23 protein-coding genes are annotated in these 23,814 nt (G+C 70.0%); 8 read left to right on the top strand and 15 right to left on the bottom strand.

Annotated features, from left to right (window positions below; translation table 11 throughout):
* Positions 1–98: 98 nt before the first annotated feature.
* From ACZ58V_RS34875 to ACZ58V_RS34860, 4 genes are read right to left on the bottom strand one after another with little or no spacing between them, the layout of a single operon-like run.
* A complete protein-coding gene (locus ACZ58V_RS34875; protein ID WP_471295155.1) occupies positions 99–770 on the bottom strand; it encodes a response regulator in 672 nt (223 codons plus the stop codon).
* Positions 767–2,017, bottom strand: a complete 1,251-nt coding sequence (locus tag ACZ58V_RS34870) for a sensor histidine kinase (RefSeq protein ID WP_468193664.1) — start codon at positions 2,015–2,017, stop codon at positions 767–769. The genes ACZ58V_RS34875 and ACZ58V_RS34870 overlap by 4 nt, the downstream gene beginning before the upstream one ends.
* A gap of 24 nt (positions 2,018–2,041) precedes the next feature.
* Positions 2,042–2,821 (bottom strand): ABC transporter permease, encoded by a 780-nt coding sequence (locus tag ACZ58V_RS34865; RefSeq protein ID WP_468193667.1) that lies wholly within the window; start codon positions 2,819–2,821, stop codon positions 2,042–2,044.
* Entirely contained in the window at positions 2,818–3,738 is a 921-nt protein-coding gene (locus ACZ58V_RS34860; RefSeq protein ID WP_468193669.1) for an ATP-binding cassette domain-containing protein, read from the bottom strand. Before ACZ58V_RS34860 ends, ACZ58V_RS34865 begins: the two co-directional genes overlap by 4 nt.
* Positions 3,739–3,832: 94 nt before the next feature.
* Between ACZ58V_RS34860 and ACZ58V_RS34855 the strand changes: the two genes are divergently transcribed.
* Entirely contained in the window at positions 3,833–4,375 is a 543-nt protein-coding gene (locus ACZ58V_RS34855) for a GNAT family N-acetyltransferase (RefSeq protein ID WP_471295153.1), read from the top strand.
* Positions 4,376–4,381: 6 nt separating this feature from the next.
* Here the strand turns inward: ACZ58V_RS34855 and ACZ58V_RS34850 are convergent, their stop codons facing one another.
* The 8 genes from ACZ58V_RS34850 to ACZ58V_RS34815 all read right to left on the bottom strand — a co-directional run bounded on the left by ACZ58V_RS34850 (position 4,382) and on the right by ACZ58V_RS34815 (position 14,398).
* Positions 4,382–6,184 carry a type IV secretory system conjugative DNA transfer family protein gene (locus ACZ58V_RS34850; protein WP_471295150.1) on the bottom strand — a complete coding sequence of 601 codons (1,803 nt, stop codon included), beginning with the start codon at positions 6,182–6,184 and terminating at the stop codon, positions 4,382–4,384.
* Between the two features lie 11 nt (positions 6,185–6,195).
* Positions 6,196–7,608, bottom strand: a complete 1,413-nt coding sequence (locus ACZ58V_RS34845) for an ATP-binding protein (protein WP_468193677.1) — start codon at positions 7,606–7,608, stop codon at positions 6,196–6,198.
* Between the two features lie 6 nt (positions 7,609–7,614).
* A complete protein-coding gene (locus ACZ58V_RS34840) occupies positions 7,615–9,171 on the bottom strand; it encodes an SCO6880 family protein (protein ID WP_468193680.1) in 1,557 nt (518 codons plus the stop codon).
* Positions 9,168–10,508, bottom strand: a complete 1,341-nt coding sequence (locus ACZ58V_RS34835) for a hypothetical protein (RefSeq protein WP_471295148.1) — start codon at positions 10,506–10,508, stop codon at positions 9,168–9,170. Before ACZ58V_RS34835 ends, ACZ58V_RS34840 begins: the two co-directional genes overlap by 4 nt.
* Positions 10,498–11,328 carry a DUF8175 domain-containg protein gene (locus ACZ58V_RS34830; RefSeq protein ID WP_471295147.1) on the bottom strand — a complete coding sequence of 277 codons (831 nt, stop codon included), beginning with the start codon at positions 11,326–11,328 and terminating at the stop codon, positions 10,498–10,500. Before ACZ58V_RS34830 ends, ACZ58V_RS34835 begins: the two co-directional genes overlap by 11 nt.
* 206 nt (positions 11,329–11,534) lie before the next feature.
* Positions 11,535–11,843 carry a hypothetical protein gene (locus tag ACZ58V_RS34825; RefSeq protein WP_003991275.1) on the bottom strand — a complete coding sequence of 103 codons (309 nt, stop codon included), beginning with the start codon at positions 11,841–11,843 and terminating at the stop codon, positions 11,535–11,537.
* Between the two features lie 435 nt (positions 11,844–12,278).
* On the bottom strand, positions 12,279–13,568 hold the full coding sequence (locus ACZ58V_RS34820; RefSeq protein WP_471295145.1) for a S53 family peptidase: 1,290 nt from the start codon (positions 13,566–13,568) through the stop codon (positions 12,279–12,281).
* A 227-nt stretch (positions 13,569–13,795) separates the two neighbouring features.
* Positions 13,796–14,398, bottom strand: a complete 603-nt coding sequence (locus ACZ58V_RS34815) for a TetR/AcrR family transcriptional regulator (RefSeq protein WP_471295143.1) — start codon at positions 14,396–14,398, stop codon at positions 13,796–13,798.
* A 72-nt stretch (positions 14,399–14,470) separates the two neighbouring features.
* On the opposite strand from ACZ58V_RS34815, the gene ACZ58V_RS34810 reads away from it, so the two are divergent.
* The 3 genes from ACZ58V_RS34810 to ACZ58V_RS34800 all read left to right on the top strand — a co-directional run bounded on the left by ACZ58V_RS34810 (position 14,471) and on the right by ACZ58V_RS34800 (position 17,536).
* Positions 14,471–15,394: an oxidoreductase gene (locus tag ACZ58V_RS34810; protein ID WP_471295142.1), complete on the top strand. Its 924-nt coding sequence runs from the start codon at positions 14,471–14,473 to the stop codon at positions 15,392–15,394.
* 208 nt (positions 15,395–15,602) lie between these two features.
* A complete protein-coding gene (locus tag ACZ58V_RS34805; RefSeq protein WP_471295140.1) occupies positions 15,603–16,610 on the top strand; it encodes a bifunctional lytic transglycosylase/C40 family peptidase in 1,008 nt (335 codons plus the stop codon).
* Between the two features lie 221 nt (positions 16,611–16,831).
* Entirely contained in the window at positions 16,832–17,536 is a 705-nt protein-coding gene (locus tag ACZ58V_RS34800; protein WP_468193697.1) for a phosphatase PAP2 family protein, read from the top strand.
* A gap of 170 nt (positions 17,537–17,706) precedes the next feature.
* Here ACZ58V_RS34800 and ACZ58V_RS34795 read toward each other — a convergent pair whose 3' ends face one another.
* Entirely contained in the window at positions 17,707–19,263 is a 1,557-nt protein-coding gene (locus ACZ58V_RS34795) for an FAD-binding oxidoreductase (protein ID WP_471295137.1), read from the bottom strand.
* 358 nt (positions 19,264–19,621) lie between these two features.
* Between ACZ58V_RS34795 and ACZ58V_RS34790 the strand changes: the two genes are divergently transcribed.
* Positions 19,622–20,473, top strand: coding sequence for an SCO4651 family lipoprotein (locus tag ACZ58V_RS34790; RefSeq protein WP_471295135.1), 852 nt, complete (start codon positions 19,622–19,624; stop codon positions 20,471–20,473).
* 85 nt (positions 20,474–20,558) lie between these two features.
* Entirely contained in the window at positions 20,559–20,741 is a 183-nt protein-coding gene (locus tag ACZ58V_RS34785; protein ID WP_468193704.1) for a hypothetical protein, read from the top strand.
* 5 nt (positions 20,742–20,746) lie between these two features.
* Here the strand turns inward: ACZ58V_RS34785 and ACZ58V_RS34780 are convergent, their stop codons facing one another.
* Positions 20,747–21,079, bottom strand: coding sequence for a metal-sensitive transcriptional regulator (locus ACZ58V_RS34780; RefSeq protein WP_221300384.1), 333 nt, complete (start codon positions 21,077–21,079; stop codon positions 20,747–20,749).
* 204 nt (positions 21,080–21,283) lie between these two features.
* Between ACZ58V_RS34780 and ACZ58V_RS34775 the strand changes: the two genes are divergently transcribed.
* Entirely contained in the window at positions 21,284–21,904 is a 621-nt protein-coding gene (locus ACZ58V_RS34775) for a DUF47 domain-containing protein (RefSeq protein WP_175433390.1), read from the top strand.
* A gap of 7 nt (positions 21,905–21,911) precedes the next feature.
* Positions 21,912–22,910 (top strand): inorganic phosphate transporter, encoded by a 999-nt coding sequence (locus ACZ58V_RS34770; protein WP_471295131.1) that lies wholly within the window; start codon positions 21,912–21,914, stop codon positions 22,908–22,910.
* 112 nt (positions 22,911–23,022) lie between these two features.
* On the opposite strand, the gene pstB is transcribed toward ACZ58V_RS34770, so the two are convergent.
* Positions 23,023–23,799 (bottom strand): phosphate ABC transporter ATP-binding protein PstB, encoded by a 777-nt coding sequence (gene pstB / locus ACZ58V_RS34765; RefSeq protein WP_189729568.1) that lies wholly within the window; start codon positions 23,797–23,799, stop codon positions 23,023–23,025.
* Positions 23,800–23,814 lie beyond the last annotated feature (15 nt).

Here is a 23,814-nt window from a genome sequence, read left to right as displayed (position 1 = left end):
CCCTGTGGGAGAGTAGGACGCCGCCGAACAATCATTGAAAGAAAACCCCGTGCCATTCGGCACGGGGTTTTCTGCGTTTCAGGGCCCCTCGCGGGCAGTTATGACGGCTCAACCAGTTTTGTGTCGTACGCCAGGATGACCGCCTGGATACGGTCTCGGGAGCCCGTCTTAGCGAGGATGCGGCCCACGTGGGTTTTCACCGTCGACTCGGCCAGGTGGAGGCGACTGGCTATCTCCGTGTTCGTCCAGCCCTGGCCGATGACCGTGAGGATTTCCCGTTCCCGGTCGGTGAGGGACGCGAGGCGTGGGTCCTCCTGTGTCAGGTCCTCGGCCGAGGGGTCGGTCGGCAGGTGGTGGACGTAGGAGTCCAGGAGGCGGCGGGTCAGGCTGGGGGCGACGACCGCGTCGCCGGTGGCCACCGCGCGGATGCCGGAGAGGAGTTCCTCGGGCTGGGCGTCCTTGACGAGGAATCCGGAGGCGCCGGCGCGGAGGCCGGCGTAGGCGTATTCGTCCAGGTCGAAGGTGGTGACGATCAGGATGCGGGTGCGGTCGCCGGCGGCGGCGATGCGGCGGGTCGCCTCGATGCCGTCCAGGCCGGGCATGCGGATGTCCATCAGGACGACGTCGGGGTGGAGCTCCGCCGTCATGCGGACCGCTTCGCTGCCGTTCGCGGCCTCGCCGACGACCGTCATATCGTCCTGGCTCTCCAGGAGCATGCGAGAGCCGAAGCGCTGGAGGGGCTGGTCGTCGGCGATGAGGACCGTGGTCACTGCGGGGTTTCCTCCGGGAGATGGAGACGGACGCGCCAGCCCTGCTCAGGGTGGGGGCGAGGGCCGGCCTCAAGTGTGCCGTCGTACAGAGCGGTTCGCTCGCGCATTCCGGGTAGTCCACGACCGTCTCGGGGAGGAGCGTCGTCCGTTCTGCGGCCGTTGCCTGTGTCCGTGATGTCGACGGTGACGGCGGCCTTCTCCTCGTAGGACAGGTCTATCTCCGCGGTGGCGCCGGGGCCGGCGTGTTTGAGGGTGTTGGTGAGGGCTTCCTGGATGACGCGGTAGACGGTGAGCTGGCGGCCCGGGGGGAGTGTGGGGGTGCCGCGGGTGGTGATGTGGACGGGGAGGCCTGCGGAGCGTACGCCGTCGAGGAGTTGGTCGAGGTCGGTGAGGCCGGGTTGGGGTGTCAGTTCGGCCTGGTTCTTCTCCTCCTCCCGTAGGACGTCGAGGAGGCGACGGAGTTCGGTGAGGGCCTGGCGGCTTGTGGTAGCGATGGCTTCGAGGGCCTGGCCGGCGCGCTCAGGGGACTTGGCGGCGGCGTAGCGGCCGCCGTCGGCCAGACCGGTGATGACCGAGAGGTTGTGTCCGATGATGTCGTGCATCTCGCGGGCGATGCGGGCGCGTTCGGCGGCGGTGGCGATTTGGGCCTGCTGGTCGCGCTCGGTCTCCAGGCGGCGGGCGCGGTCCTCCAGGGCCTCGGTGTAGTTGCGGCGGGTGCGGACCGTGATGCCGATGAGGGCGGCCACGGTGATCGACATGAGCTGTGAGCCGATCTGCTGTTCCCAGCTGCCCTCATCGCCGTAGCGGGCGGTCGTCACGAGGACCGGGGTCAACATCAGGGCCGTGGCCCACCACAGGTCGCGCAGGGTGCGGCGCAGGGCGATGTGGTAGATCACGGCCAGCTGGAGCAGGGCTGCTTGGAGCGCGGCGCCGGTCCATGCGTTGACGACGGCGAAGGGCACCATCGTGACCAGGACGGCGCCGGGGTGGGTGCGACGCCGGAGCAGGGGGGCCGAGAGGCCGAGGCTCAGGGTGAAGAGGAGCCAGCCGGGGACATCCAGGTTGTGCGCGTTGTGGCGCCAGCCTCCGCCGCCGTAGTCGATCAGGGCCGCCGTCACCCAGAAACCGGTGAAGTGCAGGTCCCACAGAAGCGGGTGGCGTTGGTCGAAGGCGCGCACCTTGCGGGTGATGCGGTGGGCGTACTCGGTGAGGGGCTCCGGCGCCCTGTCTTCCGTCACGGGGTCCATCGTCCGGGTTTCCGATGCCGCGTGTCAGACGTCTCGGCGGCGCAGCACCGTCGCCGCTGTCGCGAGGGTCGCCGCCGTCCACAGGAGCATGGCCAGCAGGGCCGCGCTCGGGGAGGTCGCGCCGGGCAGGGGCTGGGCGGTGGTGAGGGCTTCCAGGGCCTTGCCGGGGAAGTGGCGGACGGCGTCGCCGACGAACTCGTACGGGAGCATGGCCAGGATCTCCGGGACGATCATGATGAGTCCGATGAAGGCGCCGATGGCCATCGGGACCGAGCGGACCAGGGCGCCGATGCCGAGGGCGAGGACGGCCAGCAGGGTGAGGCCGGCCGCGTTGCCGGCGAGGGCGCGCAGGACGCCCGGGTCGCCGAGGGCGGCGGACTGGTCGGTGCCGGAGAGGAAGGACTGGGCGAGGGGGAAGGTGAGGAGGTTCGTCGCCAAGGTGAGGGGGAACGCCACCGCGGCCAGGACGGCGGCCTTGGACCACAGGACGGGCAGGCGGCGGGGGACGGCGGTCATCGTGGCCCGGATCTGGCCCGTGGAGTACTCGCCCGCGGTGGCCAGGATGCCCAGGACGGCGAGGTTGATCTGGGCGAACTGGGTGCCGAGGAGGACGAAGAGGACCGTGTCCATCTCGCGTTCGCCGGTGCCGTCGTAGGAGGCGCCCAGGCCCGCGCCCATGGCGGCGGTGAGGGCGCTGGTCGCGACCAGGGTGACCCAGGTGGAGCGCAGCGTCCAGAGCTTGTGCCACTCGGAGCGCAGGACGCGGGCCGGGGTCACGCGGTAGGGGAGGGCCGTCGTGGTCATGCTGCCGCTCCTTCCAGGGTCGCCGTGTACTCGACCGCGTCGCGGGTGAGGTCCATGAAGGCCTCTTCCAGGGAGGTGGTGCTCGGGGTGAGTTCGTAGAGGGGGATGCCGTGGGCGGCTGCCGTGCGGCCGATGTGTTCGGCGTCCGTGCCGCGGACCTGGAGGGTGCCGGGGGTGTCGGTGGTGATGTCGATGCCGGGGGAGGAGAGGAGGTCTACGAGGGTGGCGGCCTCCGGGGTGACGACCTTGGTGGTGCCCGTGCCGGAGTCGCGTACGAAGTCGGTGACCGTGGTGTCGGCGAGGAGGCGGCCGCGGCCGATGATGACCAGGTGCTCGGCGGTGAGGGCCATCTCGCTCATCAGGTGGGAGGAGACGAAGACCGTGCGGCCCTCGGCGGCGAGGGACTTGAGGAGGGTACGGATCCACAGGACGCCCTCGGGGTCGAGGCCGTTGACCGGTTCGTCGAGGACGACGGTGGCCGGGTCGCCGAGGAGGGCGGCGGCGATGCCGAGGCGTTGGCCCATGCCGAGGGAGAAGCCCTTGACGCGGCGGTGGGCGACGTCCGTGAGGCCGGTGAGGGCGAGGACCTGTTCGACGCGTGCGCGGGGGATGCCGTGGGTGTGGGCGAGGGCGCGCAGGTGGTGGTAGGCGGTGCGGCCGGGGTGGACCGAGCGGGCCTCCAGCAGGGTGCCGACCTCGGTGAGGGGTGCGGGGTGTGCGGCGTAGGAGCGTCCGCCCACGGTCGCGTGGCCGCGGGTGGGGGCGTCGAGGCCGAGGATCATCCGCATGGTCGTGGACTTGCCGGCGCCGTTCGGGCCGAGGAAGCCGGTGACGGTGCCGGGTCGGACGGTGAAGGACAGGTCCGTGACGACCGTCCGGTCGCCGTAGCGTTTGGTCAGTTCGTGTGCCGTCAGCATGCTTCGATGCTCGTGCGTGCCGGGGCGGCGGGCGTCGGACCCGCGGCGGTAATCGGGGTGAGGGGTGTCGTACCCGGGTACTACCGTGGCCCGCATGAGCTATGTGATCCGGTCCGTCCGTGCTGACGAGTGGCCCGCGGCGAAGGAACTGCGGCTCGCGGCGCTGCGGGACCCGGTGGCGCACCTCGCCTTTCTGGAGACGTACGAGGAGGCCGTGGCCAAGCCGGACTCCTTCTGGCAGGAGCGGACGGCGCGTGCCGCCGAAGGGGCGGACAGGGCACAGCAGATCATCGCCGAGGGGCCTGACGGGCTGTGGGTGGGGACGTTGACCGTGCTCGTGGAGGAGCCCGGGACGACGGACTGGGCCGGGTTCGAGGTGGAGCGGAAGCAGGGGCATGTCGTCGCTGTGTTCGTACGGCCCGAGGAGCGCGGGAGCGGGCTGACCGAGGTGCTGTTCGACGCGGCCCTGGAATGGTCGTGGGCGCAGGGGCTTGAGCGGGTGCGGCTCATCGTGCACGAGGAGAACGGGCGGGCGCAGCGGTTCTATCGGCGCGCGGGGTTTCTGCCGAGCGGGGTGACCGTGCCGCTGGGGGACGCGGGGGAGCGGGAGTTGGAGTTCGTGCTCGAGCGGGAGTGAGCGCGCTCAGACAGGTAGTTCGTCGTGCGGCCAGCGGGCGCGGCCCTGTTCGCGGGACCGGAGCAGGGCCAGGGTCGGCATGCCCCGGTCCGCTCCGGTGGCCAGCAGCTCCGGCAGCTGGGGAAGCGGAGCCACGGCTGCGACGTCGTCCAGGACGAGCGTCATTGGTGGGTCGAGGCGACCGGAGGATGACCGTTCGGCCATGTGCCGGCCGCGCTCGACCACGCTGGAGACGAGGGCCGTCAGGAAGGGCATCGCGCCCGGCTTGGTCCTGGGGTCCTCGATGGATTCCCCCACCACATAAAGCGTGCCCCCTTCGTGGACGAAGGAATCCAAGGCGAGGGCATCACTTCGGTTGGGAGTGCAGGCTTCGCGGATGTTGACCGTGGAGAGGGCCGCGAGGGCGCGGGTGGTCAACTGCTGGGCCATGTCCCGGCGTTCCGGGTGGGCGGTGAGAGTGCCTTCGAGTTCGCCGGCGGCGCCCGGGGCGGCCTTGGGGTTCGTACGGAGGATGCGTACGGCGTCCTGGATCTGGGTGCCCTGTGACCAGCGGTGGACGTGGCGGATGGTGCGGCCGTCGATGGCCGCGGCGTGCAGGTAGCTCCGCAGGAGTGTCTCGGCTGTGTCGCTGAGGGCTTGGTCGAGTTTGGCGGTGGGGCGGACGGGGGTGAGGAGGGCGGTGGCTCTCGCGGTCGCCGTTGCCTTGTCCTCGCAGCCGGCTGTGGGGGACCAGTGGAGGCGGGACGGGGTGTCGCAGAGGTGGGTGGGGTCGTAGAGGTGGGTGGGGCCCAGTTTGGCTCTGGCGTCCTTGGTGCTCTGCCAGAGGGCGGGGTTCGACGTGACGATGAGGGCCGGGCCTTCCGCGTCGCGTACCGCCTGGGTGGCGGTGGTCTGGCGGGCTTCCCTTGGGGCTACGAGGATTTTTTCCCACCCGCCCACCCGTTCCTGGGCGAACAGAGGTGCCGGGGTCGCTGTCGCGTCCAGGGGGCCCGTGGGGTCGGCGGGCGAGCGGCGGGGGGTGGGGAGCTCGTGCTGCGGCGCCGGGGCGGTGCGCTCGTGTGCCGCTGCCGGAATCTCCTGGTGCGCCGCAGCCGGGGCAGCGTGCTGCGCCGCTGCCCGGAGATTGTGCTGGGCTGCCGGGGAGGCGGGCTCCTGCGTCGTTGCCGGGATCTCGTGCTGTGCCGTTCCCTGGAGGTCGTGCTGCGCCCGTGGCGGGATCTCGTGCTGTGCCGTTCCCTGGAGGTCGTGCTGCGCCCGTGGCGGGACCTCGTGCTGTGCCGTTCCCTGGAGGTCGTACGGAGCCCGCGCCGGGACCTCGTGCTGTGCCGCCGGGAATGTGTGCTCCCGCACCGCCGCCCGGGTCTCGTGTTGCGCCGGTGTGTGGGGCTCGTACGCGCCCGCTGCCGGGCCCGGTGCCGTAGCCGTCGCCCGTTCCTCCCGGCGCCTCGCGCGGACCGCCCTCCATCGGGCCAGTGTGCCCATCACGAAGACCGTCAGGACGACCAGGATCATCAACTGGCCGATGAACAGGCCCCAGAACAGGCCGTAGCCCGAGAGTTCGCCGGGGGGTGTGTCCGGCCAGGCGCCGGGAAGGTCGTGGGGCTGGGCGATGAGGCCGCGCATGGCGAGGGGCGTGCGGGTGAAGGTGACGCCGGACGGCCAGGAGCCGTGGGCGAACCAGGCGGCGAGGCCGGTGGCCGTCCACACCAGCAGGGTCATGCCGAGGAGGAACGCGAGTATGCCGATCAGCAGGCCGTCGGGGATGCCTCCCTGGCCGTCCCGCTGGGTGCGGCGGTCGTCCGGTCTCACGCGTTCTCCCTCTACGCCACCGTCGATTCGGAGTCGCCCAGGTGGTGTTCCACGAAGGCCGCGGCCCGTTCCTCCGCCTCCAGTTCGGCGGCGCGCAGGGCCTCGTCGTCCGCGAGGTCGGCGGAGGACTCGGTCATCGCGCGGTCGGTGAAGACCAGCGGGCGTTCGGTCTCCGTGATCAGGTGTTTGACGACCTGGACGTTGCCGTTGACGTCCCAGACGGCGATGCCCGGGGTGAGGGTCGGGATGATCTCGACCGCCCAGCGGGGGAGGCCGAGGACGCGGCCGGTCGCTCGTGCCTCGTCTGCCTTCTGGGCGTAGATCGTCCGCGTCGAGGCCATCTTCAGGATGGCCGCCGCCTCTCTGGCCGCCGCGCCGTCGACGACGTCCGAGAGGTGGTGGACGACCGCGACGAAGGACAGGCCGAGCCGTCGGCCGAACTTCAGCAGTCGCTGGAACAGCTGCGCCACGAAGGGGCTGTTGATGATGTGCCAGGCCTCCTCGACCAGGAAGATGCGCTTCTTCCGGTCGGGGCGGATCCAGGTGTGCTCCAGCCACACGCCGACGATCGCCATGAGGATGGGCATGGCGATGGAGTTGCGGTCGATGTGGGACAGGTCGAAGACGATGAGGGGCGCGTCGAGGTCGATGCCGACCGTCGTCGGGCCGTCGAACATGCCTCGGAGGTCGCCGTCGACCAGGCGGTCCAGGACCAGCGCGACATCCAGGCCCCAGGCCCGTACGTCGTCTATGGCGACGTTCATCGCCTCGGCCGACTCGGGTTCGGGGTGGCGCAGCTGCTCGACGATGTCGGTGAGGACCGGCTGGCGGTCGACGATGGTCTCGTTGACGTAGGCGTGCGCGACCTTCAGGGCGAAGCCGGAGCGTTCGTCCAGGCCGTGGCCCATCGCGACCTCGATGATCGTGCGGAGCAGCGCGAGCTGGCCCGTCGTCGTGATCGCCGGGTCGAGCGGGTTGAGGCGGATCCCCATGTCCAGGGCGGCCATCGGGTCCAGGCGGATGGGGGTTATACCCAGCTCCTGGGCGATGAGGTTCCACTCGCCGACGCCGTCCTCGCCCTGGGCGTCCAGGACGACGACCTGGCGGTCGCGGAAGCGGAGCTGGCGCAGGACGTACGTCTTCTCCAGCGCCGACTTGCCGTTGCCGGACTCGCCGAGGACCAGCCAGTGGGGGGCGGGGAGCTGCTGGCCGTACAGCTGGAAGGGGTCGTAGATGTATCCCTTTCCGGAGTACACCTCGCGGCCGATGATGACGCCGGAGTCGCCGAGGCCCGGGGCCGCCGTCGGCAGGTACACCGCCTGGGCCTGGCCCGTGGACGTGCGCACCGGGAGCCTGGTCGTCTCGACCTTCCCGAAGAGGAAGGACGTGAAGGCGTCGGTGAGGACGGACAGCGGGTCCCGCATCAGGTCCTACCTCCGAATGCCGGTGGCGAAGGGAAGGGTGTTCACGAAGGCGCGGTGGTGCTCGCGGTCGCACCATTCCAGCTTCAGGTACGACTTTCCGGCCGAGGCCCTGATCGTCCGCTTGTCGCGGGCGAGGGCGTCGGGTGTGCGGGAGGAGACGGTGATGTAGCCGACGAGGTTGACGCCGGCCGCGCCGCTGGCGAGGTCCTCGCCGCGCTGGTCGAGCCGGGAGTTCGCGGCGACGTCGCGCGGGTCGACGGTGCGGTTCATCTTGGCGGCGCGGGACGCCTCGGCCTCGTCGTTGGTCTTCTCGGTGAGCATGCGCTCGATGGCGACCTCGGTGGGTTCGAGGTCCATCGTGACGGCGACCGTGCGGATGACGTCCGGGGTGTGGACGAGGAGAGGGGCGAGGAAGTTGACGCCGACGGGGGTCATCGGCCACTCCTTCACCCAGGCGGTGGCGTGGCACCAGGGGGCGCGGGTGCTGGACTCCCGGGTCTTGGCCTGGAGATACGTGGGCTCCATGGCGTCCAGCTCGGCCGGCCAGGCATTGCGTTTCGACATCGCCTGGATGTGGTCGATCGGGTGGTCCGGGTCGTACATGGAGTGGATCAGCGAGGACAGTCGCCCCTGACCGAGCGGCTGCCGTACGCGGATGTCGGCCTCCTGCAGGCGCGAGCAGATGTCGGTCAGCTCGCGGGCCATGACGACGGCGAGCCCGGCGTCCCGGTCGACCTTGCCACCGTGGGCGCGGGCGGCCCGGGCCATGGCGTTGGCCTCGGCGGCGAGCTCGCGCGTGTAGTGCATGCAGGCGACGAGGTAGGCGCGGTGCTGCTCACTGCTGGTGGACACCATCGACTGGAGCTGGTCGTACGACTGCTGCAGCCACGGCGGTGACTTCTCGTCGCCGCGGACGGAGACGTCCTTGGCGTGCGCGTCCGGGTCGGCGGGGAGGGTGCGGGCGAGCATCTGCAGACGGGTGACGAAGCCGTCGCCGTTGGCCACGTGCTTGAGCAGGGTGCCGAAGCGGTCGACCAGGGCCTCCTGGTCCTCGGAGTCGCGCAGGCCGACGCCGGGGCCCTCGATCTCGATGGCGGCGGTGACGGTCTTGCGGTCGGCGTGCAGCAGTACGGCGATCTCGTCGGGCCCGAAGGGGGCGGCCAGCCAGGTGACGCGGCCGATGCCCGGGGGCGGTCCGACCTCGACCTCACGGCCGTCCAGTCGGGTGCCGGCCTCGACGGCCGTCGAGCGGTAGGTGGTGCCCCGCTTGAGGGTCCGCTTGTAGCTGCGGTTGATCTCGAACCACTTGTAGAACGTGCGGTGCTTGAACGGCACGTACACCGCGGCCAGCGCCAGCATCGGGAACCCGGCCAGCAGCACGATGCGCAGGGACAGCACGGGGACGAGGAGTCCGCACATCATGCCGAGGAACGCGCCCACGACGATCAGGGCGATCTCGCCGGTCTCGCGGTTGCGGCCGATGATCGCGTTCGGCCGGGCGCGGCCGATCAGATATGTACGGCGGGGCGTGACCGGATGGGACACGTGGGACTCGGTCGTCAACGCCCTTCACCTCCCGTGCGGTTGCTGCTGCTGTTGCGGGTGTTGCTGGCGTGGGGAGTGTTGACGGGGCTGCTCGAACGGGGTGCGGGTGCGGCGGAGGGGACAGATCCGCCGCCGCCGTTCGAGGGGCGCGAGCTGTGCGCGGCGACTCCGCCGGAGGCGGGGTTCGAGGGGCGGGGGGCGGAGGACTGGCCGCCTGAGCCGCCCTTGTTGTCCGCGCGGGAGCTGTGGGTCTTGATGCCCTGCGCGACCAGGGTCGCCGGGGAGCTGATGACCGCGGCGGCCTTGCCCTCGGCGCCCTGCATGAGGCGGTTGTTGCGGGAGCCGGCGATCTCGTCGCCGAAGCCGGGGACGAAGCGGTAGATCATCGCGCTGGCGAAGATGGCGAGCAGGATGATGGCGAGGCCGGAGACGACGGCGGAGAAGGCGTCCGGGCCGTCGTCGGCGGAGAGCGCGCCGGCGAGGCCGAGCACGATGACGATGACGGGCTTGATCAGGATCACCGCGATCATGATGCCCGCCCAGCGGCGGACGTGGCCCCAGAGGTTCTTGTCGACGAGTCCGGCGTAGACGACGGTGCCGAGGAGGGCGCCGACGTAGAGCAGGGCGGCGCGGATGACGAGCTCCAGCCAGAGGACGCCGGCGGCGAGGATGCTGACCAGGGAGACGACGATCAGCATGATCGGGCCGCCGCCGATGTCCTCGCCCTTCTTGAGGGCCTCGGAGAACGTGCCGAAGAAGGCGTCGGTCTGGTCGCCGGTGGCCTTCGCGAGGACCTCGGTGATGCCGTCCGTGGCCGATACGACGGTGTAGAGGATCAGGGGGGTGAAGGCGGAGGCCAGCACGGTCAGCCAGAGGAAGCCGATGGCTTCGCCGATGGCGGTGCTGAGGGGGACGCCGCGGACGGCTCGTTTGGCCACGGCCATGAGCCAGAGCAGGAGCGTGAGGACCGTCGAGGCGGCGAAGACGACGGCGTACTGCTGGAGGAACTTGGGGTTGGTGAAGTCGACGTTGGCCGTCTCCTTCACGGCGACGCTGAGCTTGTCGACGGTCCATGAGGCGGCTTCGGCGCAGCCCTTGGCGAGGGAGGAGAGGGGGTCGAGGGTGGAGGTGGGGTCGAGGCGGGAGGTGCCGCCGCCTCCGCCGCCACCGGCGCTGCCGGTGTCGCCTTCGCAGATCTCTCTGGCCCTGCCGGAGAGCAGGGAGCAGTTGTCGTCGCTGGGCGTGGGCGAAGGCGTGGGCGCCGCCACCGCTCGGCCGGCGAGCAGGATCACGGTGGTCTGTACGGCGGTGAGGGTGGCGGCGAGCTTGACTGCGCGGCGCGGGCTACCGGGCATACGTGAACCCTCCGAACTCCTCGACGGCCTTCGAGATGTCGTCCGACGTCGACACCTTGTTGTCGCCGTTGACCGGCGCAGGGCCTTCCTTCTGGGAGAAGCTGTCGACCTTCCAGTCGCCGTCGGTCCAGCGCAACTTCAGGGTCATGGTGAACCAGTCGTTGGTGACCGGGTTCTGCGAGCTCTCCCCCGTCATCCCGAACACACCTGTGCACCAGACCTCGACGGTGGCGGCGCTGCCCGAGTACTCGGTGGTTCTGGTGCCGACCGGCATGGTGCGGGAGACGTACGTGCTGCCCTTCGGCGCCTCGCCGTTCTCGTCCAGGCCGACCTTGTCGAGGAACGCCTTGTCGTACACCTGGTCGAGGTTTCTCTCAAGCTCGGAGACTCGGTCGGCGTCGAACACCTGTCGGACGATCTCGGTGCGCCGTACGGGCTTGAGGATGTCGGCCGAGACCAGCACCACGGCGTAGTTGGCCGCCGCGCTCTCCGCCCCCACCTGGTCCTGCCGGAAGCCCGACGGGATGTCGCCCGACTTGGACTGGACGGGGCGTTGGCCCGAAGGCGCCGTGGCCGCTGTCTCCGGTTTGTTGCCGGAGGACTCGGTCTTGTCGGTATCGCCGCCCCCGCGGTTCGCGAAGGCGATGGCCGCGAGGAGGAGGACTACGACGCCGACCACCGTGACCAGGCTGCGGGAGGAGGAGCGGGGGGTGCGGCGGGGGGTGCCGTAGGCGTCGGGGTCGGTGTCGGGCAGGCGGGTGCGGGTCTGGCCCGTGCCGCCGTAGCCGCCGGAGGCCTCGTGCTCGTCACCGAGACTCATGCCGCGTACGCCCCCTCGACGTCGTGCGGAAACACTTGGTACCGGTCGTACTTCTCATACTCCTCGTACGACGGTAGCCGTGCTGGTTCCCGCGCGGGCGCGGTGTGGTGACTCGACATCAGGGAAACGCAACCTCAGCCGGTGGGCACGACGGGCGGGTGGGATGGAGGAGCCGGGCGCGCCCGGCCGGGCGGATGGTGCCCGGGCTACACGGCCATGCCGTACACGATGGTGAACAGCGTGCCGAGGGAGCCGATGATGAAGACTCCTGTGAGGCCGGCGATGATGAGGCCTTTGCCCTGTTCCGCGCTGAACGTGTCCCGGAGGGCAGTGGCACCGATGCGCTGCTTGGCCGCGCCCCAGATGGCGATGCCGAGGCAGAGCAGGATGGCGACCGCCATCACGACCTCGATCATCACCTTGGCCTCGTTGCCCAGGCTGCCGAAGGGGCCCCAGTCCGGAGCGATCCCGCCGATGATCGTGTTGATGTCTCCCTTATCGGCCGCAAAGAGCATGTAAGTCACCGCCCCTGTTGGGTAGTTCCGTACCCTCTGCGGTCGTGCAGAGGTCAGGCCTCATTCTCGCCGACAATGACGCTGCCGGATGTCGACTTGGCGTCATTGATTGGCGGGTTTCGTACGAATACCTTGCCACCGTTCCGCGCCGGCCCCTAGGGGAGGCGACGGACGGTGTGCGAAGGATCGTATGGTCACTCTGTGTATCACGGCAGGTCACGACGGGCAATGAGGCCTGAGTGAAACCTGTCGTGAGGTTCCGTCGTTGTGCCTTTTTACGTCCCATGTCACCTTTACGGACCGTTTTTGACGGTCGGTCGGGTGAGTGGTCGCGCCCGTGTTCTCCGGGTGAAGGCTACCGAACGCGGCGAACGGGCCGCGGCTGGGATGCCGCGGCCCGTTCCTCGGTGACGTTCTGTCACGGGATCGGAAGGGTCAGCCGGTGAAGGCGCCGAGTCCCTCGGGAGTGCCCCAGCCGGTCGGGCCGTCGTAGCCCGTCCGGGCGGTGCAGAAGTAGCCGGTGGTGCAGCTGCCGTTGGAGCCGCTGGTGACGTCGTTCAGGGCGGAGGTGTTCGCGTAGGGGAACTTCGCCGGGTAGGAGCCGCTGGACGGGGTGCCGGCCAGGGCGTAGACGCTCGCGATGATCGGGGCGGAGGCACTGGTGCCGCCGTAGGTGGCCCAGCCCTGGCCGTCGGCGCCGTAGGTGTCGTAGACGGAGACGCCGGTCGCCGGGTCGGCGACGGCCGAGACGTCGGCGATCATGCGCTTGGCGCAGCCGGTGTCGGTCTGCCAGGCGGGCTTGGTGTCGTAGGCGGAGCAGCCGGAGCCGGTGCCTTCGGTGCCGCTGGTCCGCCAGACGCTCTCGCTCCAGCCGCGGGTGGTGGAGGAGGCGGTGAGGCTGGTGCCGCCGACGGCCGTCACGTACTTGGACGCCGCCGGGTACTCGGCGCCGTAGCCCGCGTCACCCGCGCTGACGGTGATGGCGACGCCCGGGTGGTTGAAGTACGAGGAGTCGTACGTCGCGTCGGAGGAGGACTCGCCGCCGCCGTAGCTGTTGGAGACGTACTTGGCGCCCAGGCCGACGGCCTCGTTGACGGCGGTGCCCAGGTTGGCCATGGAGGCGGACTTGGCCTCGACGAGGGTGATGTGGCAGTTCGGGCAGACGGCGCTCGCCATGTCGAGGTCGAGGGAGATCTCGCCGGCCCAGCCGCTGTCGGCGGTGGGGAGGGAGGTGGTGGAGCCGGTCTGGCTCACCTTCTTGAAGCAGCCGTTGGCCGTGGTGCAGGCGGGCAGGCCGTAGTGCGAGCGGTAGGTGGCGAGGTCGGACTCCGCGTTCGGGTCGTCGTAGGCGTCGACGATGGCGATGGTCCGGCCGGAGCCGTTGTTCGCGGCGGCGGAGGTGAGGCCGTAGGCGCTGCGGAGGTCGGTGGGGCCGTAGCCGGAGGGGGAGGAGGCCTCGGCGGCCATGGCCGAGATGCCGTGCTGCTGCTGGAAGGCGGTGCGGCCGCCTGTGACGCGCAGGGCGTTGCAGGCCATCTCGTTCTTGTGCCGGGGGAGGGCGCAGGAACGGGTCCAGGTGACCTTGGGGGAGCCGGCCGGGGACGCGTCCGCGTGGGCGGCGGTGGCGAGGCCGGTGAGCAGGAGCGCGGCGGTGGCGATGACGGCGGAGCCGGTGCGGCCCCATCTACGGCGGGTGGAGGGGGTGTCGGGCGATGTCGTGCGCAAGGTACAGCCTCCTGGCAGTGGTGGACAGAGGCCTGCGGGTGGGGGAACCGCCGGTGTGATTCCCGGCGGGGGCGGCGACCCGCGACGACGATCGCTTGTTGAGTACGTGACAACAAGACGGCTTTCGGAATCCTGACCTCCGTATTGCTGAAGGGGAGGCCGGGCTTACTGGTCGATGGCGGCTCGATGGCCGGGGGATGGGTGCGGCTTGACCAAGGGGCCTGGGATCAGCGGGGCTTGAGGCCGTGCAGGAGGAGGTGGACGAGCTCCTCGATGCCGTCCAGGGCCGCCTCGGGGGCGAGCATGCCGCCCGCCGCGAAGGAGGCGATGCCCTGGAGGGTGGCGCCGGTCAGCAGGGTGAGGTGCTGCGGGTCGCCCGCGATGATCTCGCCGCGCTCCTGGGCGTCGGCGATGACCCGCTCCAGGGAGCCCACCGTCCGGTCGACGGCCGCGGCCATCTGCTCCGAGGCGTCCGGCTCGTGCTTGCGGGCGTACATGAGCTCCAGCAGCTCGGCGTTGTCGATCGCGAAGGCGAGATAGCTCCGGGCGAGGGCGGTGAGCCGCCGCTCCAGCGGGAGGGCGGCGTCGTCGGCGCCGTCCAGGGCCTGGCCCAGCCGGTCGTATCCGGCGAGTGCGAGGGCGTTGAGCAGGGTCTGCTTGTCCTTGAAGTGGCGGCCCGGTGCGGCATGGCTGACGCCGGCCTCGCGGGCCAGTTCGCGCAGCGAGAGCGCGCCGGCCCCCTTCTCCCGCAGGGTGCGCTCGGCACCGGCGAGCAGGGTGGAGCGCAGGTCTCCGTGGTGGTAGGGGCGGCTCTCGGGCATGCGCACCATCGTATCCCGATGTTGATACCGCCATCATTGTTGTCGTTGACAGCATTGTTGTCGGCGTCTACATTCGAGGGTATGGCTGAGCAGAAGACGAAGAGCAACGAGGCAGGGAACGCGCGCCGCCTGCCGGACCTCACCGGCCGGACCGTCGTCGTCACCGGCGCCAACAGCGGCATCGGTCTCACCGCGGCCGACGGGCTGGCCCGGGCGGGGGCGCACGTCGTCCTCGCCGTACGGGATCCGGAGCGGGGGCGGGCCGCGGCGGCGACCGTGCACGGCAGCACCGAGGTGCGGCGCCTGGACCTGGCGGACCTCTCCTCCGTGCGGGAGTTCGCCGAGGCCTGGCGGGAGCCGCTGCACGCGCTGATCAACAACGCCGGCGTGATGATGCTCCCCAGGCAGCGCACCAAGGACGGCTTCGAGATGCAGTTCGGTACGAACCATCTCGGTCACTTCGCCCTCACCAACCTGCTGCTCCCGCACATCACCGACCGTGTCGTCACGGTCTCCTCGGGCGCCCACCGCTGGGGCGGCGCGACGATCGGCTTCGACGACCTGGACCTGACGGCGAACTACACCCCGCAGCGCGCCTACGCCCAGTCCAAGCTGGCGAACCTCCTGTTCACCCTGGAACTCCAGCGCCGGCTTGCGGAGTCGGGCTCCACCGTCCGCGCCCTGGCCGCCCACCCCGGCTACGCGGCCACCAACCTCCAGAGCCACGCGGCCAACCCGGCGGCGCGCGCCTTCATGCGCCTCGGCAACAGGTTCCTCGCGCAGGACGACCGGGCGGGCGCCCTCCCCACCCTCTACGCCGCCACCCAGGACCTGCCCGGCGCGAGCTACGTCGGCCCCGACGGCCTGGGCGAGATGCGCGGCGCCCCGACCCTGGTGAGCCGCTCCCACGCGGCCAGCGACCCGCTGACGGCCCGCCGGCTGTGGCGGGTGTCGGAGGAGCTGACGGGCACGCACTATCCGCTGACCGTGGGGGAACCGGCGTGAGAGTGGGGGGACCGGCGTAAGAAGGGGTGGGTCCCCCGCTCCCGTGACGACCCCGTGCGTCGATTCCCCCAGGCGTGCTTCAGCCGTGCCGCCCGTGCCGTGGCCGGTTCTTCTTTCCGCCCCCGACTCTCCTCTTCGTGATCATTCCTGAGTGCGGCAGCCCCCTCTACACTGACCAGGCGACGGACTCGCGTGCGGTGAGGGGCGGTTGACGGTGCGTAAGGCATGGATCGTGGCGGGTGTTGCGATCAGCTCCGCCCTGGCCTTCGTGATGCTGCTCGTCGTCGGGGTCTACATCGTCGCCGGGAACCTGGCCAACGGCGTGGGCGGTGGGGCGAAGGCGCTGGCCAAGGGGGCGGTGCCCGCCGCGTACTCGGCCCTGGTGCAGAAGTGGGGCAACCTCTGCCCCGCCATCAGCCCGGCCCTGCTCGCCGCCCAGCTCTACCAGGAGAGCGGGTTCAACCCGAGGGCCCAGAGCCACGCCGCCGCGCAGGGGATAGCGCAGTTCATCCCCGGCACCTGGGCCTCGCACGGCATCGACGGGGACAAGGACGGGGACCGGGATGTGTGGGACCCCAAGGACGCGATTCCCTCTGCCGCGTCGTACGACTGCGAACTCGCCTCGTACGTGAAGAAGGTTGGCGGGAATCAGACCGAAAACATGCTGGCCGCGTACAACGCGGGGGCGTACGCGGTGATCAAGTACGGGGGCGTGCCGCCGTACAGCGAGACCCGGAACTACGTGAAGAGGATCACGACGCTCTCGGAGAGCTTCGCGGCGCCCGTCGGGCGGGTCGACCCCTCCGAGCAGGCCGCCGGCGCGATCGAGTACGCGCAGAAGAAGCTCGGCACGCCCTATCTGTGGGGCGGCACCGGTACCGCTGAGCAGGGCGGACGCTTCGACTGCTCGGGCCTGACCCAGGCCGCCTACGAGACCGTGGGCATCAAGCTCCCGCGCGTCGCCAACGACCAGTACAACGCGGGACCGCACCCGAGCCGGGACGAACTGCTCCCCGGCGACCTCGTGTTCTTCTCGGACGATCCCACCAATTCACGGGCCATCCGGCATGTCGGCATTTATGTCGGAGGCGGGTACATGATCGACGCGCCGCGTACAGGTGCTGTGATCCGGTTCGACCCGATCGACACCCGCGACTACTTCGGAGCCACGCGAGTCACCGAAGATGGCGCGAAAGCACTGCCCACGACGGTGTGAGCCGAGCGTGAACCCACCCCCTGAGCTGCGAAGACGTATCTCTCTTCGATAACGTCTGCGTGATCATTCGGTGGAGTGTGGAACGTATCAACGGGGACCGTGCGTTCCTGATGACGTAGCCGAGCGGACGTCAGTGCGGAAGCGGATCTACAACCACGGGGGTGGCAGGAGCGGCGTACGCACAGGTGCGCCGGGAGAGACGACGAAGGGGCCGCAGCACCATGGCTGGACTCGCCGAATCCGGGTCGAACCCTGACGTCGACCTGCTGTACGACATCAATGGCCTGGCCAAGGACGCGCCAGGGTGGTTCGACCGGGTCATGGAGTACGTGGGCGAATACGGGCTGCTGCTCGCCATCGTCCTGCTCGTGGTCTGGTGCTGGTGGACCGTGCGGCGCCGGGGGGACGAGGACGCGGCGTCCTCCGTCGCGGCGCTGATCTGGGCGCCGCTGGCGGCGGGGATCGCCGTGCTGGTGAACGTCCCGATACGGGGGTTCGTGGAGCGGCCGCGGCCGTTCCTCGACCATCAGGGGCTCGAGGTGCTCGTCTCCGGCAAGACCGACTACTCGTTCGTGAGCGACCACGCGACGATCGTCATGGCGATGGCGGTGGGGCTGTTCGTCGCCCATCGGAAGTTCGGGCTCGTCGCGTTGGTGCTGGCGGTGTTCGGCGGGTTCATCCGGGTCTACATGGGTGTGCACTATCCGACGGACGTCGTGGGCGGGTTCGCGCTGGGGACGGCTGTGGCGTTGCTGCTGTCGCCGGTGGCCATGGCGTTGTTGACGCCGGTGGTGCGGGCGGTGGAGCGGTCGCCTCGGGTGGGGTGGCTTGTGCGGGGCCGCGGGCGCGGGGCCGGTGACGGGGAGGGTGCGGTGATTCCCGGGGCTCGGCGGGAGCAGGCTTCTGAGCGGGACCTCGCTGCGTAGTAACCGGCGTGGCTGCTGAGGGCGGGTGGGTGCGCGGCCCGGCGTAGCGGGGTGCCTCCCCCACTCTCGGCTTCGCTCGAGCGGGGGCCCCACCGTCCACCCGTGCCGCCCTGGGGGCACCTCCCAGGCCCTTGAGGCACTGGGGGAGGCACGCATGCCCGCAGCTCTGTCTACAGTGCCTGCGGGTACGTGAAGAAGCGGTTCGGGTCGTACTCGTTCTTCAGTTTTGTCAGGCGGGTTGCCGCGTCTCCGTAGTACGCCTTGCGCCAGTTCGTCAGGGTCGGGTCCGTGTAGTTCTGGTAGGCCGCGCCTGAGGCGTGGGGGCGCATGGACCTGTGGGCCGAGGACAGCCAGTCGCGGGCCGTGGCGCCCGTCGTGCCCGGGCGCCAGGCGGCGATGTACTGGGCCAGCATGCGGGAGCGGCGGTGGACGAAGGCCGTGGAGGTGGGGGAGACGCGGTTGACCGCTCCGCCCAGCGCGGTGAGGGCGATGCTGCCCGTGCCGCCGCGTACCGAGCCGATCTGGGACAGCAGCGTGCGGATGCCGGCCGCGGAGAGGGAGCGGTCGAAGAAGTCCGACGCCGCGGCGTAGGTCTCGCGGCCCAGCGCGCCCTTCGGGGAACGGCCCGGGGTCGAGCCGGGCAGATGGCACTGGGCGTCCGTCGGGAACGAGGAGCAGCCGGCGTACACCTCCATCGACTCCTCGTAGGAGCGCCGCTTGAGGGAGACGCTGCTCGCCGGGGCGCCGACGCGGTCGGCGAGGCGGTCGACCGCGTTCTTGAGCTCGCCGTGGGTGCCGAGCGAGAAGGCCGCGACGGAGACGGTCGGCCTGCCGCCGGCGGCGCTCGCCAGATGGAGGGACGACCAGATCTCGTCCGGCTGTGACGGGCCCCACTCCTGCCAGGCCTTCACCACCGCGGCCGCCTTCGACGAGGGCCACGACAGATACGCCGAGACGCCCTGCGGGGCCGGGTGGGTCTTGAAGTGCAGTTCCGTCACGACGCCGAAGTTGCCGTTGCCGGCTCCGCGCAGGGCCCAGAAGAGGTCCTTGTTCTCGCGGGCGTTGGCGGTGAGCTGCTTGCCGTCCGCGGTGATCAGCGTGGCCTGGGTGAGGCTGTCGCAGGTCAGGCCGTACGCGCGGGAGACCACACCGTGTCCGCCGCCGAGGGTGAGGCCGGAGACGCCGACGGTGGGGCAGGAGCCGGCGGGGATCGTGACGCCCTTCGCGGTGAGGGCGCGGTAGACGTCGATGAGTTTGGCGCCGGCGCCGACCACCGCGGTGCTGCCGGAGGCCCGCACGCGGTTGAGTTTCGAGACGTCGATGATCAGGCGGCCGTCGCCGGACGACCAGCCGGCGTAGGAGTGGCCGCCGTTGCGGATCGCCACGCGCAAGGAGTGGGCGCGGGCGTAGGCCAGGGCCGTGCGTATGTCGTCCGGGTGGTCCACGTACGCGACCGCGGCGGGCTTGAGCGAGTCGAACCGGGTGTTGTAGAGCTGCCGGGCCGTGGTCCAGGCGGTGTCGCCCGGGCGGACGAGGGGGCCGTCGAGGTCGCGGGCCAGGGCGGACCAGTTGGCGGCGGTGACGTTCGACTTCGTGCTGGTGGCCGCTGTCCTGGCGGTGGCTCTGGCCCCGGAGCCCGGGTCCGACTTCGTGCAGGCGGCGGTGAATGGTGTCGCTGCTGCGGCCATGCCTGCCGTGCCGGCTGCGAGGAATGTACGCCGTTCCATGGGGCCTCCCGGTGGTTCCGTCGTGGGAGACGGGGCCGTGGAGGTGGGGGTTCCATGGTGTTCGGCCTTGTCAGCCCGCCGCGTGCTTCTCCGCGTCCGTGCGCGCCTGGCTTCTCGCTCTTCTGGCCGGGCCTCGCCAGCCGCAGGTGCAGTGGGCCATGCAGAAGCGGCCCTTCTCCGTTGTGCTCGTGAGGTGTTCCGGCCCGTCCTGCTGCGCCACGGGGACCACGTTACCCATCCCAGGTAAAGGGTGCGCATGGCGGCGGCCGCGGGCTCGCGTGACGGGGGCACATACCCGTCGTTATCCGGAACAACGAGGGGGCCCGTGACGGACGTACCGGCTGGGGGTAGGCAGGCGATGACTGGGCGGCAGCGGGAACGGTGGCACAGGCGGACGGGCGCGGCGGTCGTCGCGGCCGTGGTCGTGGCCGGGGTGGGGCTGGGGGCCGGCGGGTGTGCGGGTGGTGACGCGGCCGCCGGGGACTCCCGCGGCGGGGACCCGGTCGTCGTGCTGCACCGGGCCGCCGACCGGCTGGTGGTGGCGGGGAGTTCGAAGGCCCGTACGTCGATGGAGATGGCGGCCGGCGGGACCCGGGTGACCATCCGGGGCGCCGGGGTCTACGACTACCGGAAGCGGATGGGACGGCTGAAGGTGCTGCTGCCGCAGGATCCCGCGGGGGCCACGGAGCATCGCCCCATCACCGAACTGCTCGCGCCCGGGGCGTTGTTCATGAAGAACCGGGGCGCCGGTGTGCCGCCGGACAAGTGGGTGCGGGTGGACACGCGGACCCTGTCCGACGGGAACCTCGTCACGGGCGGGGCCACCGATCCGTTCGCGGCGGCCGAGGTGCTGCGCGGGACGCGGACGGCGAGGTACTTGGGCAGGACCGAGGTCGCGGGCACCGGGGTGCGGCACTACCGGGGGACGGCGGATCTCGCCGCCGCCGCGAAGCGGGCCTCCGGCGGCAACAAAGGGGCCCTGGCCGCGGCGGCGAAAGGGTTCGCAACGGCCGAGGTGCCGTTCGACGCCTACCTCGACGACGAAGGCCGTATCCGCAAGGTCCGGCACCGGTTCAGCTTCGTGGGCGGGCAGCAGAAGAGCCCTGTCGCCGTCGCCTCGACCACGCTGCTCTACGATTTCGGGGCTTCGGTGCGCGTACGGTTGCCGGACGGCGACGACATCTACGCGGGCAAGATCGCCGAGAACTGACCGGCGTGAACTAGCCCGTCCGTGCCATGCGCGGTGTGTAGGCCGCTCCCTACTCTAGGAAGTCGGTAACGGCAGAGACGAGGTGATGCACGTGGCTCCGGTCGGCGGTACGGCAGTTCAGGACTACGTGGCCCTCGCCGAGATCGAGCTGTGCGGAGAGCTGATCATCGCGGCCTCGGCCGCGCACGAGGAGCGGCTCAGCCTGGAGAGCATCGACAGGGTGCTGAAAGTGGCCGAGGAGCGGGACGCCTCGGCTTCCAGGCGGTAACCGGCTCACGTCCGCAGCATGCGGGCGATCGCCTGGGTCGCCTCCTTGACCTTCGCGTCGATCTCGTCACCGCCCTTGAGGGCCGCGTCCGCGACGCAGTGGCGCAGGTGCTCCTCCAGCAGCTGCAGGGCGAAGGACTGCAGGGCCTTGGTGGAGGCGGAGACCTGCGTGAGTATGTCGATGCAGTAGACGTCCTCGTCGACCATGCGCTGCAGTCCGCGGATCTGACCCTCGATGCGGCGCAGGCGCTTGAGGTGCTCGTCCTTCTGCTTGTGGTACCCGTGAACACCGGCGTCAGTGACATTTCCGACATCGGTGGCGTCGGTCACGTCCGTCATCGGGTCCTCCTGGTGAGCAGCGAGCCGACATATACCCCTAGTGGGTATATGGTACCGAACTTTGCTGGGTATACGGCCCCTCGGACCGCCCCCGTGCTCACCACTGTGCCCGATGGGCGACACTGGGGGGCGGCCCGATAGCCGTGGCCGGATGATGCGCCTAGCATCGGCCTGACCGAAACCGAAGCACCCCGAGGACCCCACGTGCGCTTTCGTCTGACCCCCAGGGAGACGAGCTTCTACGACATGTTCGCCGCTTCCGCGGACAACATCGTCACGGGCTCCAAGCTCCTGATGGAACTGCTCGGGGCGGACGCATCCGCCCGGGCCGAGATCGCAGAGCGTATGCGGGCAGCGGAACACGCAGGTGACGATGCCACGCACGCGATCTTCCACCAGCTGAACTCCTCGTTCATCACGCCGTTCGACCGCGAGGACATCTACTCCCTCGCCTCGTCCCTCGACGACATCATGGACTTCATGGAGGAGGCCGTCGACCTGGTCGTCCTCTACAACGTCGAGGAACTGCCCAAGGGCGTCGACCAGCAGATCGAGGTGCTGGCGCGCGCTGCCGAACTGACGGCCGAAGCCATGCCGCATCTGCGGACGATGGACAACCTCACCGAGTACTGGATCGAGGTCAACCGGCTGGAGAACCAGGCCGACCAGATCCACCGCAAGCTGCTCGCGCACCTCTTCAACGGCAAGTACGACGCCATGGAGGTCCTCAAGCTCAAGCAGATCGTGGACGTGCTGGAAGAGGCGGCGGACGCGTTCGAGCACGTGGCTAACACGGTGGAGACCATCGCGGTCAAGGAGTCCTGAGCCCCACATGGACACCTTCGCTCTGGTCGTGACCATCGCGGTCGCGCTCTTCTTCACGTACACCAACGGCTTCCACGATTCGGCGAACGCGATCGCCACGTCCGTGTCGACGCGGGCGCTGACGCCGCGGGCCGCGCTGGCCATGGCCGCGGTGATGAACCTCGCCGGCGCGTTCATGGGCTCCGGGGTCGCCAAGACCGTCAGCGAGGGGCTGATCCAGACGCCCGTCGGGTCGAAGGGGATGGGGATCCTCTTCGCCGCGCTGGTGGGCGCGATCGTCTGGAACCTCATCACCTGGTACTTCGGGCTGCCCTCGTCCTCCTCGCACGCGCTGTTCGGCGGCATGGTGGGCGCGGCGCTGGCCGGCGGGACGACGGTCTACTGGAGCGGGGTGCTGGAGAAGGTCGTCATCCCGATGTTCATCTCTCCCGTGGTCGGTCTGCTGGCCGGCTATCTGGTGATGACCGCGATCATGTGGATCTTCCGCAAGGCCAACCCGCACAAGGCGAAGAGGGGTTTCCGCATAGCCCAGACCGTCTCGGCGGCGGGTATGGCGCTGGGTCACGGTCTGCAGGACGCGCAGAAGACGATGGGCATCGTGGTGATGGCGCTCGTCATCGCGGATGTCGAGGAATACGGCGATCCCATTCCGGTGTGGGTGAAGATCGCCTGTGCGGTGATGCTCTCGCTGGGCACGTACGCCGGTGGCTGGCGGATCATGCGGACGCTGGGGCGGAAGATCATCGAGCTGGACCCGCCGCAGGGTTTCGCGGCGGAGACCACGGGCGCGTCGATCATGTTCACCACGGCGTTCCTCTTCAAGGCCCCGATCTCCACGACGCATGTGATCACGTCCGCGATCATGGGCGTGGGCGCGACGAAGCGCGTGAACGCCGTGCGGTGGGGCGTCGCCAAGAACATCATTCTCGGCTGGTTCATCACGATGCCGGCGGCCGCGCTGGTCGCCGCGGCGTCGTACGGGATCGTGAGTCTGGCGTTCTTGTAGACAGCTGAGCGAGTACGCGAAAAGGCCCGCCCCTGGGAGTAGGGGCGGGCCCTTTTTCGGCCTCGCGGTGGCACCGCCATGCAGCACCGCGAGGAGTCTCGGCGGGGCCGGATCAGCCGAAGCGGCCGGAGATGTAGTCCTCCGTGGCCTGGACCGACGGGTTGGAGAAGATGCGCTCCGTCTCGTCGATCTCGATGAGCTTGCCGGGCTGGCCGACCGCCGCGAGGTTGAAGAACGCCGTGCGGTCGGAGACCCGCGCCGCCTGCTGCATGTTGTGCGTCACGATGACGATCGTGTAGCGCTCCTTCAGCTCGCCGATCAGGTCCTCGATGGCGAGGGTGGAGATCGGGTCGAGCGCCGAGCAGGGCTCGTCCATGAGGAGGACGTTCGGCTCCACCGCGATCGCCCGCGCGATGCACAGACGCTGCTGCTGGCCGCCGGAGAGGCCCGAGCCGGGCTTGTTCAGGCGGTCCTTGACCTCGTTCCAGAGGTTCGCGCCCTTGAGCGACCGCTCGACGATGTCGGAGAGCTCGCTCTTCTTGTAGCTGCCGTTCAGCCGCAGCCCCGCCGCCACGTTGTCGAAGATCGACATCGTGGGGAACGGGTTCGGCCGCTGGAACACCATGCCGACCTCGCGGCGCACGGACACCGGGTCGATGCCCGACCCGTAGAGGTCCTCGTCGTCCAGCAGGACCTTGCCCTCGACCCGGCCGCCGGACGTCACCTCGTGCATGCGGTTCAGCGTGCGCAGGAACGTCGACTTGCCGCAGCCGGACGGGCCGATGAACGCCGTCACCGAGCGCGGCTCGACGGTCATCGAGATGTCCTCGATCGCCTTGTGGGAGCCGTAGTAGGCGGTGAGTCCGCTTACGTCGATTCGCTTGGCCATTAGTACGTCACTTCC

This window comes from Streptomyces sp. NPDC040589, assembly GCF_055594445.1.
This window is presented reverse-complemented; position numbering and strand designations above follow the sequence as displayed.

Bases quoted from the DNA above. Each gene is read 5' to 3' on its own strand.
- ACZ58V_RS34870 (WP_468193664.1), bottom strand. From the start codon at position 2,017: ATGGACCCCGTGACGGAAGACAGGGCGCCGGAGCCCCTCACCGAGTAC.
- ACZ58V_RS34865 (WP_468193667.1), bottom strand. From the start codon at position 2,821: ATGACCACGACGGCCCTCCCCTACCGCGTGACCCCGGCCCGCGTCCTG.
- ACZ58V_RS34860 (WP_468193669.1), bottom strand. From the start codon at position 3,738: ATGCTGACGGCACACGAACTGACCAAACGCTACGGCGACCGGACGGTC.
- ACZ58V_RS34855 (WP_471295153.1), top strand. From the start codon at position 3,833: ATGAGCTATGTGATCCGGTCCGTCCGTGCTGACGAGTGGCCCGCGGCG.
- ACZ58V_RS34845 (WP_468193677.1), bottom strand. From the start codon at position 7,608: ATGCGGGACCCGCTGTCCGTCCTCACCGACGCCTTCACGTCCTTCCTC.
- ACZ58V_RS34835 (WP_471295148.1), bottom strand. From the start codon at position 10,508: ATGCCCGGTAGCCCGCGCCGCGCAGTCAAGCTCGCCGCCACCCTCACC.
- ACZ58V_RS34830 (WP_471295147.1), bottom strand. From the start codon at position 11,328: ATGAGTCTCGGTGACGAGCACGAGGCCTCCGGCGGCTACGGCGGCACG.
- ACZ58V_RS34825 (WP_003991275.1), bottom strand. From the start codon at position 11,843: ATGCTCTTTGCGGCCGATAAGGGAGACATCAACACGATCATCGGCGGG.
- ACZ58V_RS34815 (WP_471295143.1), bottom strand. From the start codon at position 14,398: ATGGTGCGCATGCCCGAGAGCCGCCCCTACCACCACGGAGACCTGCGC.
- ACZ58V_RS34810 (WP_471295142.1), top strand. From the start codon at position 14,471: ATGGCTGAGCAGAAGACGAAGAGCAACGAGGCAGGGAACGCGCGCCGC.
- ACZ58V_RS34800 (WP_468193697.1), top strand. From the start codon at position 16,832: ATGGCTGGACTCGCCGAATCCGGGTCGAACCCTGACGTCGACCTGCTG.
- ACZ58V_RS34795 (WP_471295137.1), bottom strand. From the start codon at position 19,263: ATGGAACGGCGTACATTCCTCGCAGCCGGCACGGCAGGCATGGCCGCA.
- ACZ58V_RS34790 (WP_471295135.1), top strand. From the start codon at position 19,622: ATGACTGGGCGGCAGCGGGAACGGTGGCACAGGCGGACGGGCGCGGCG.
- ACZ58V_RS34785 (WP_468193704.1), top strand. From the start codon at position 20,559: ATGCACGTGGCTCCGGTCGGCGGTACGGCAGTTCAGGACTACGTGGCC.
- ACZ58V_RS34780 (WP_221300384.1), bottom strand. From the start codon at position 21,079: ATGACGGACGTGACCGACGCCACCGATGTCGGAAATGTCACTGACGCC.
- ACZ58V_RS34770 (WP_471295131.1), top strand. From the start codon at position 21,912: ATGGACACCTTCGCTCTGGTCGTGACCATCGCGGTCGCGCTCTTCTTC.
- pstB (WP_189729568.1), bottom strand. From the start codon at position 23,799: ATGGCCAAGCGAATCGACGTAAGCGGACTCACCGCCTACTACGGCTCC.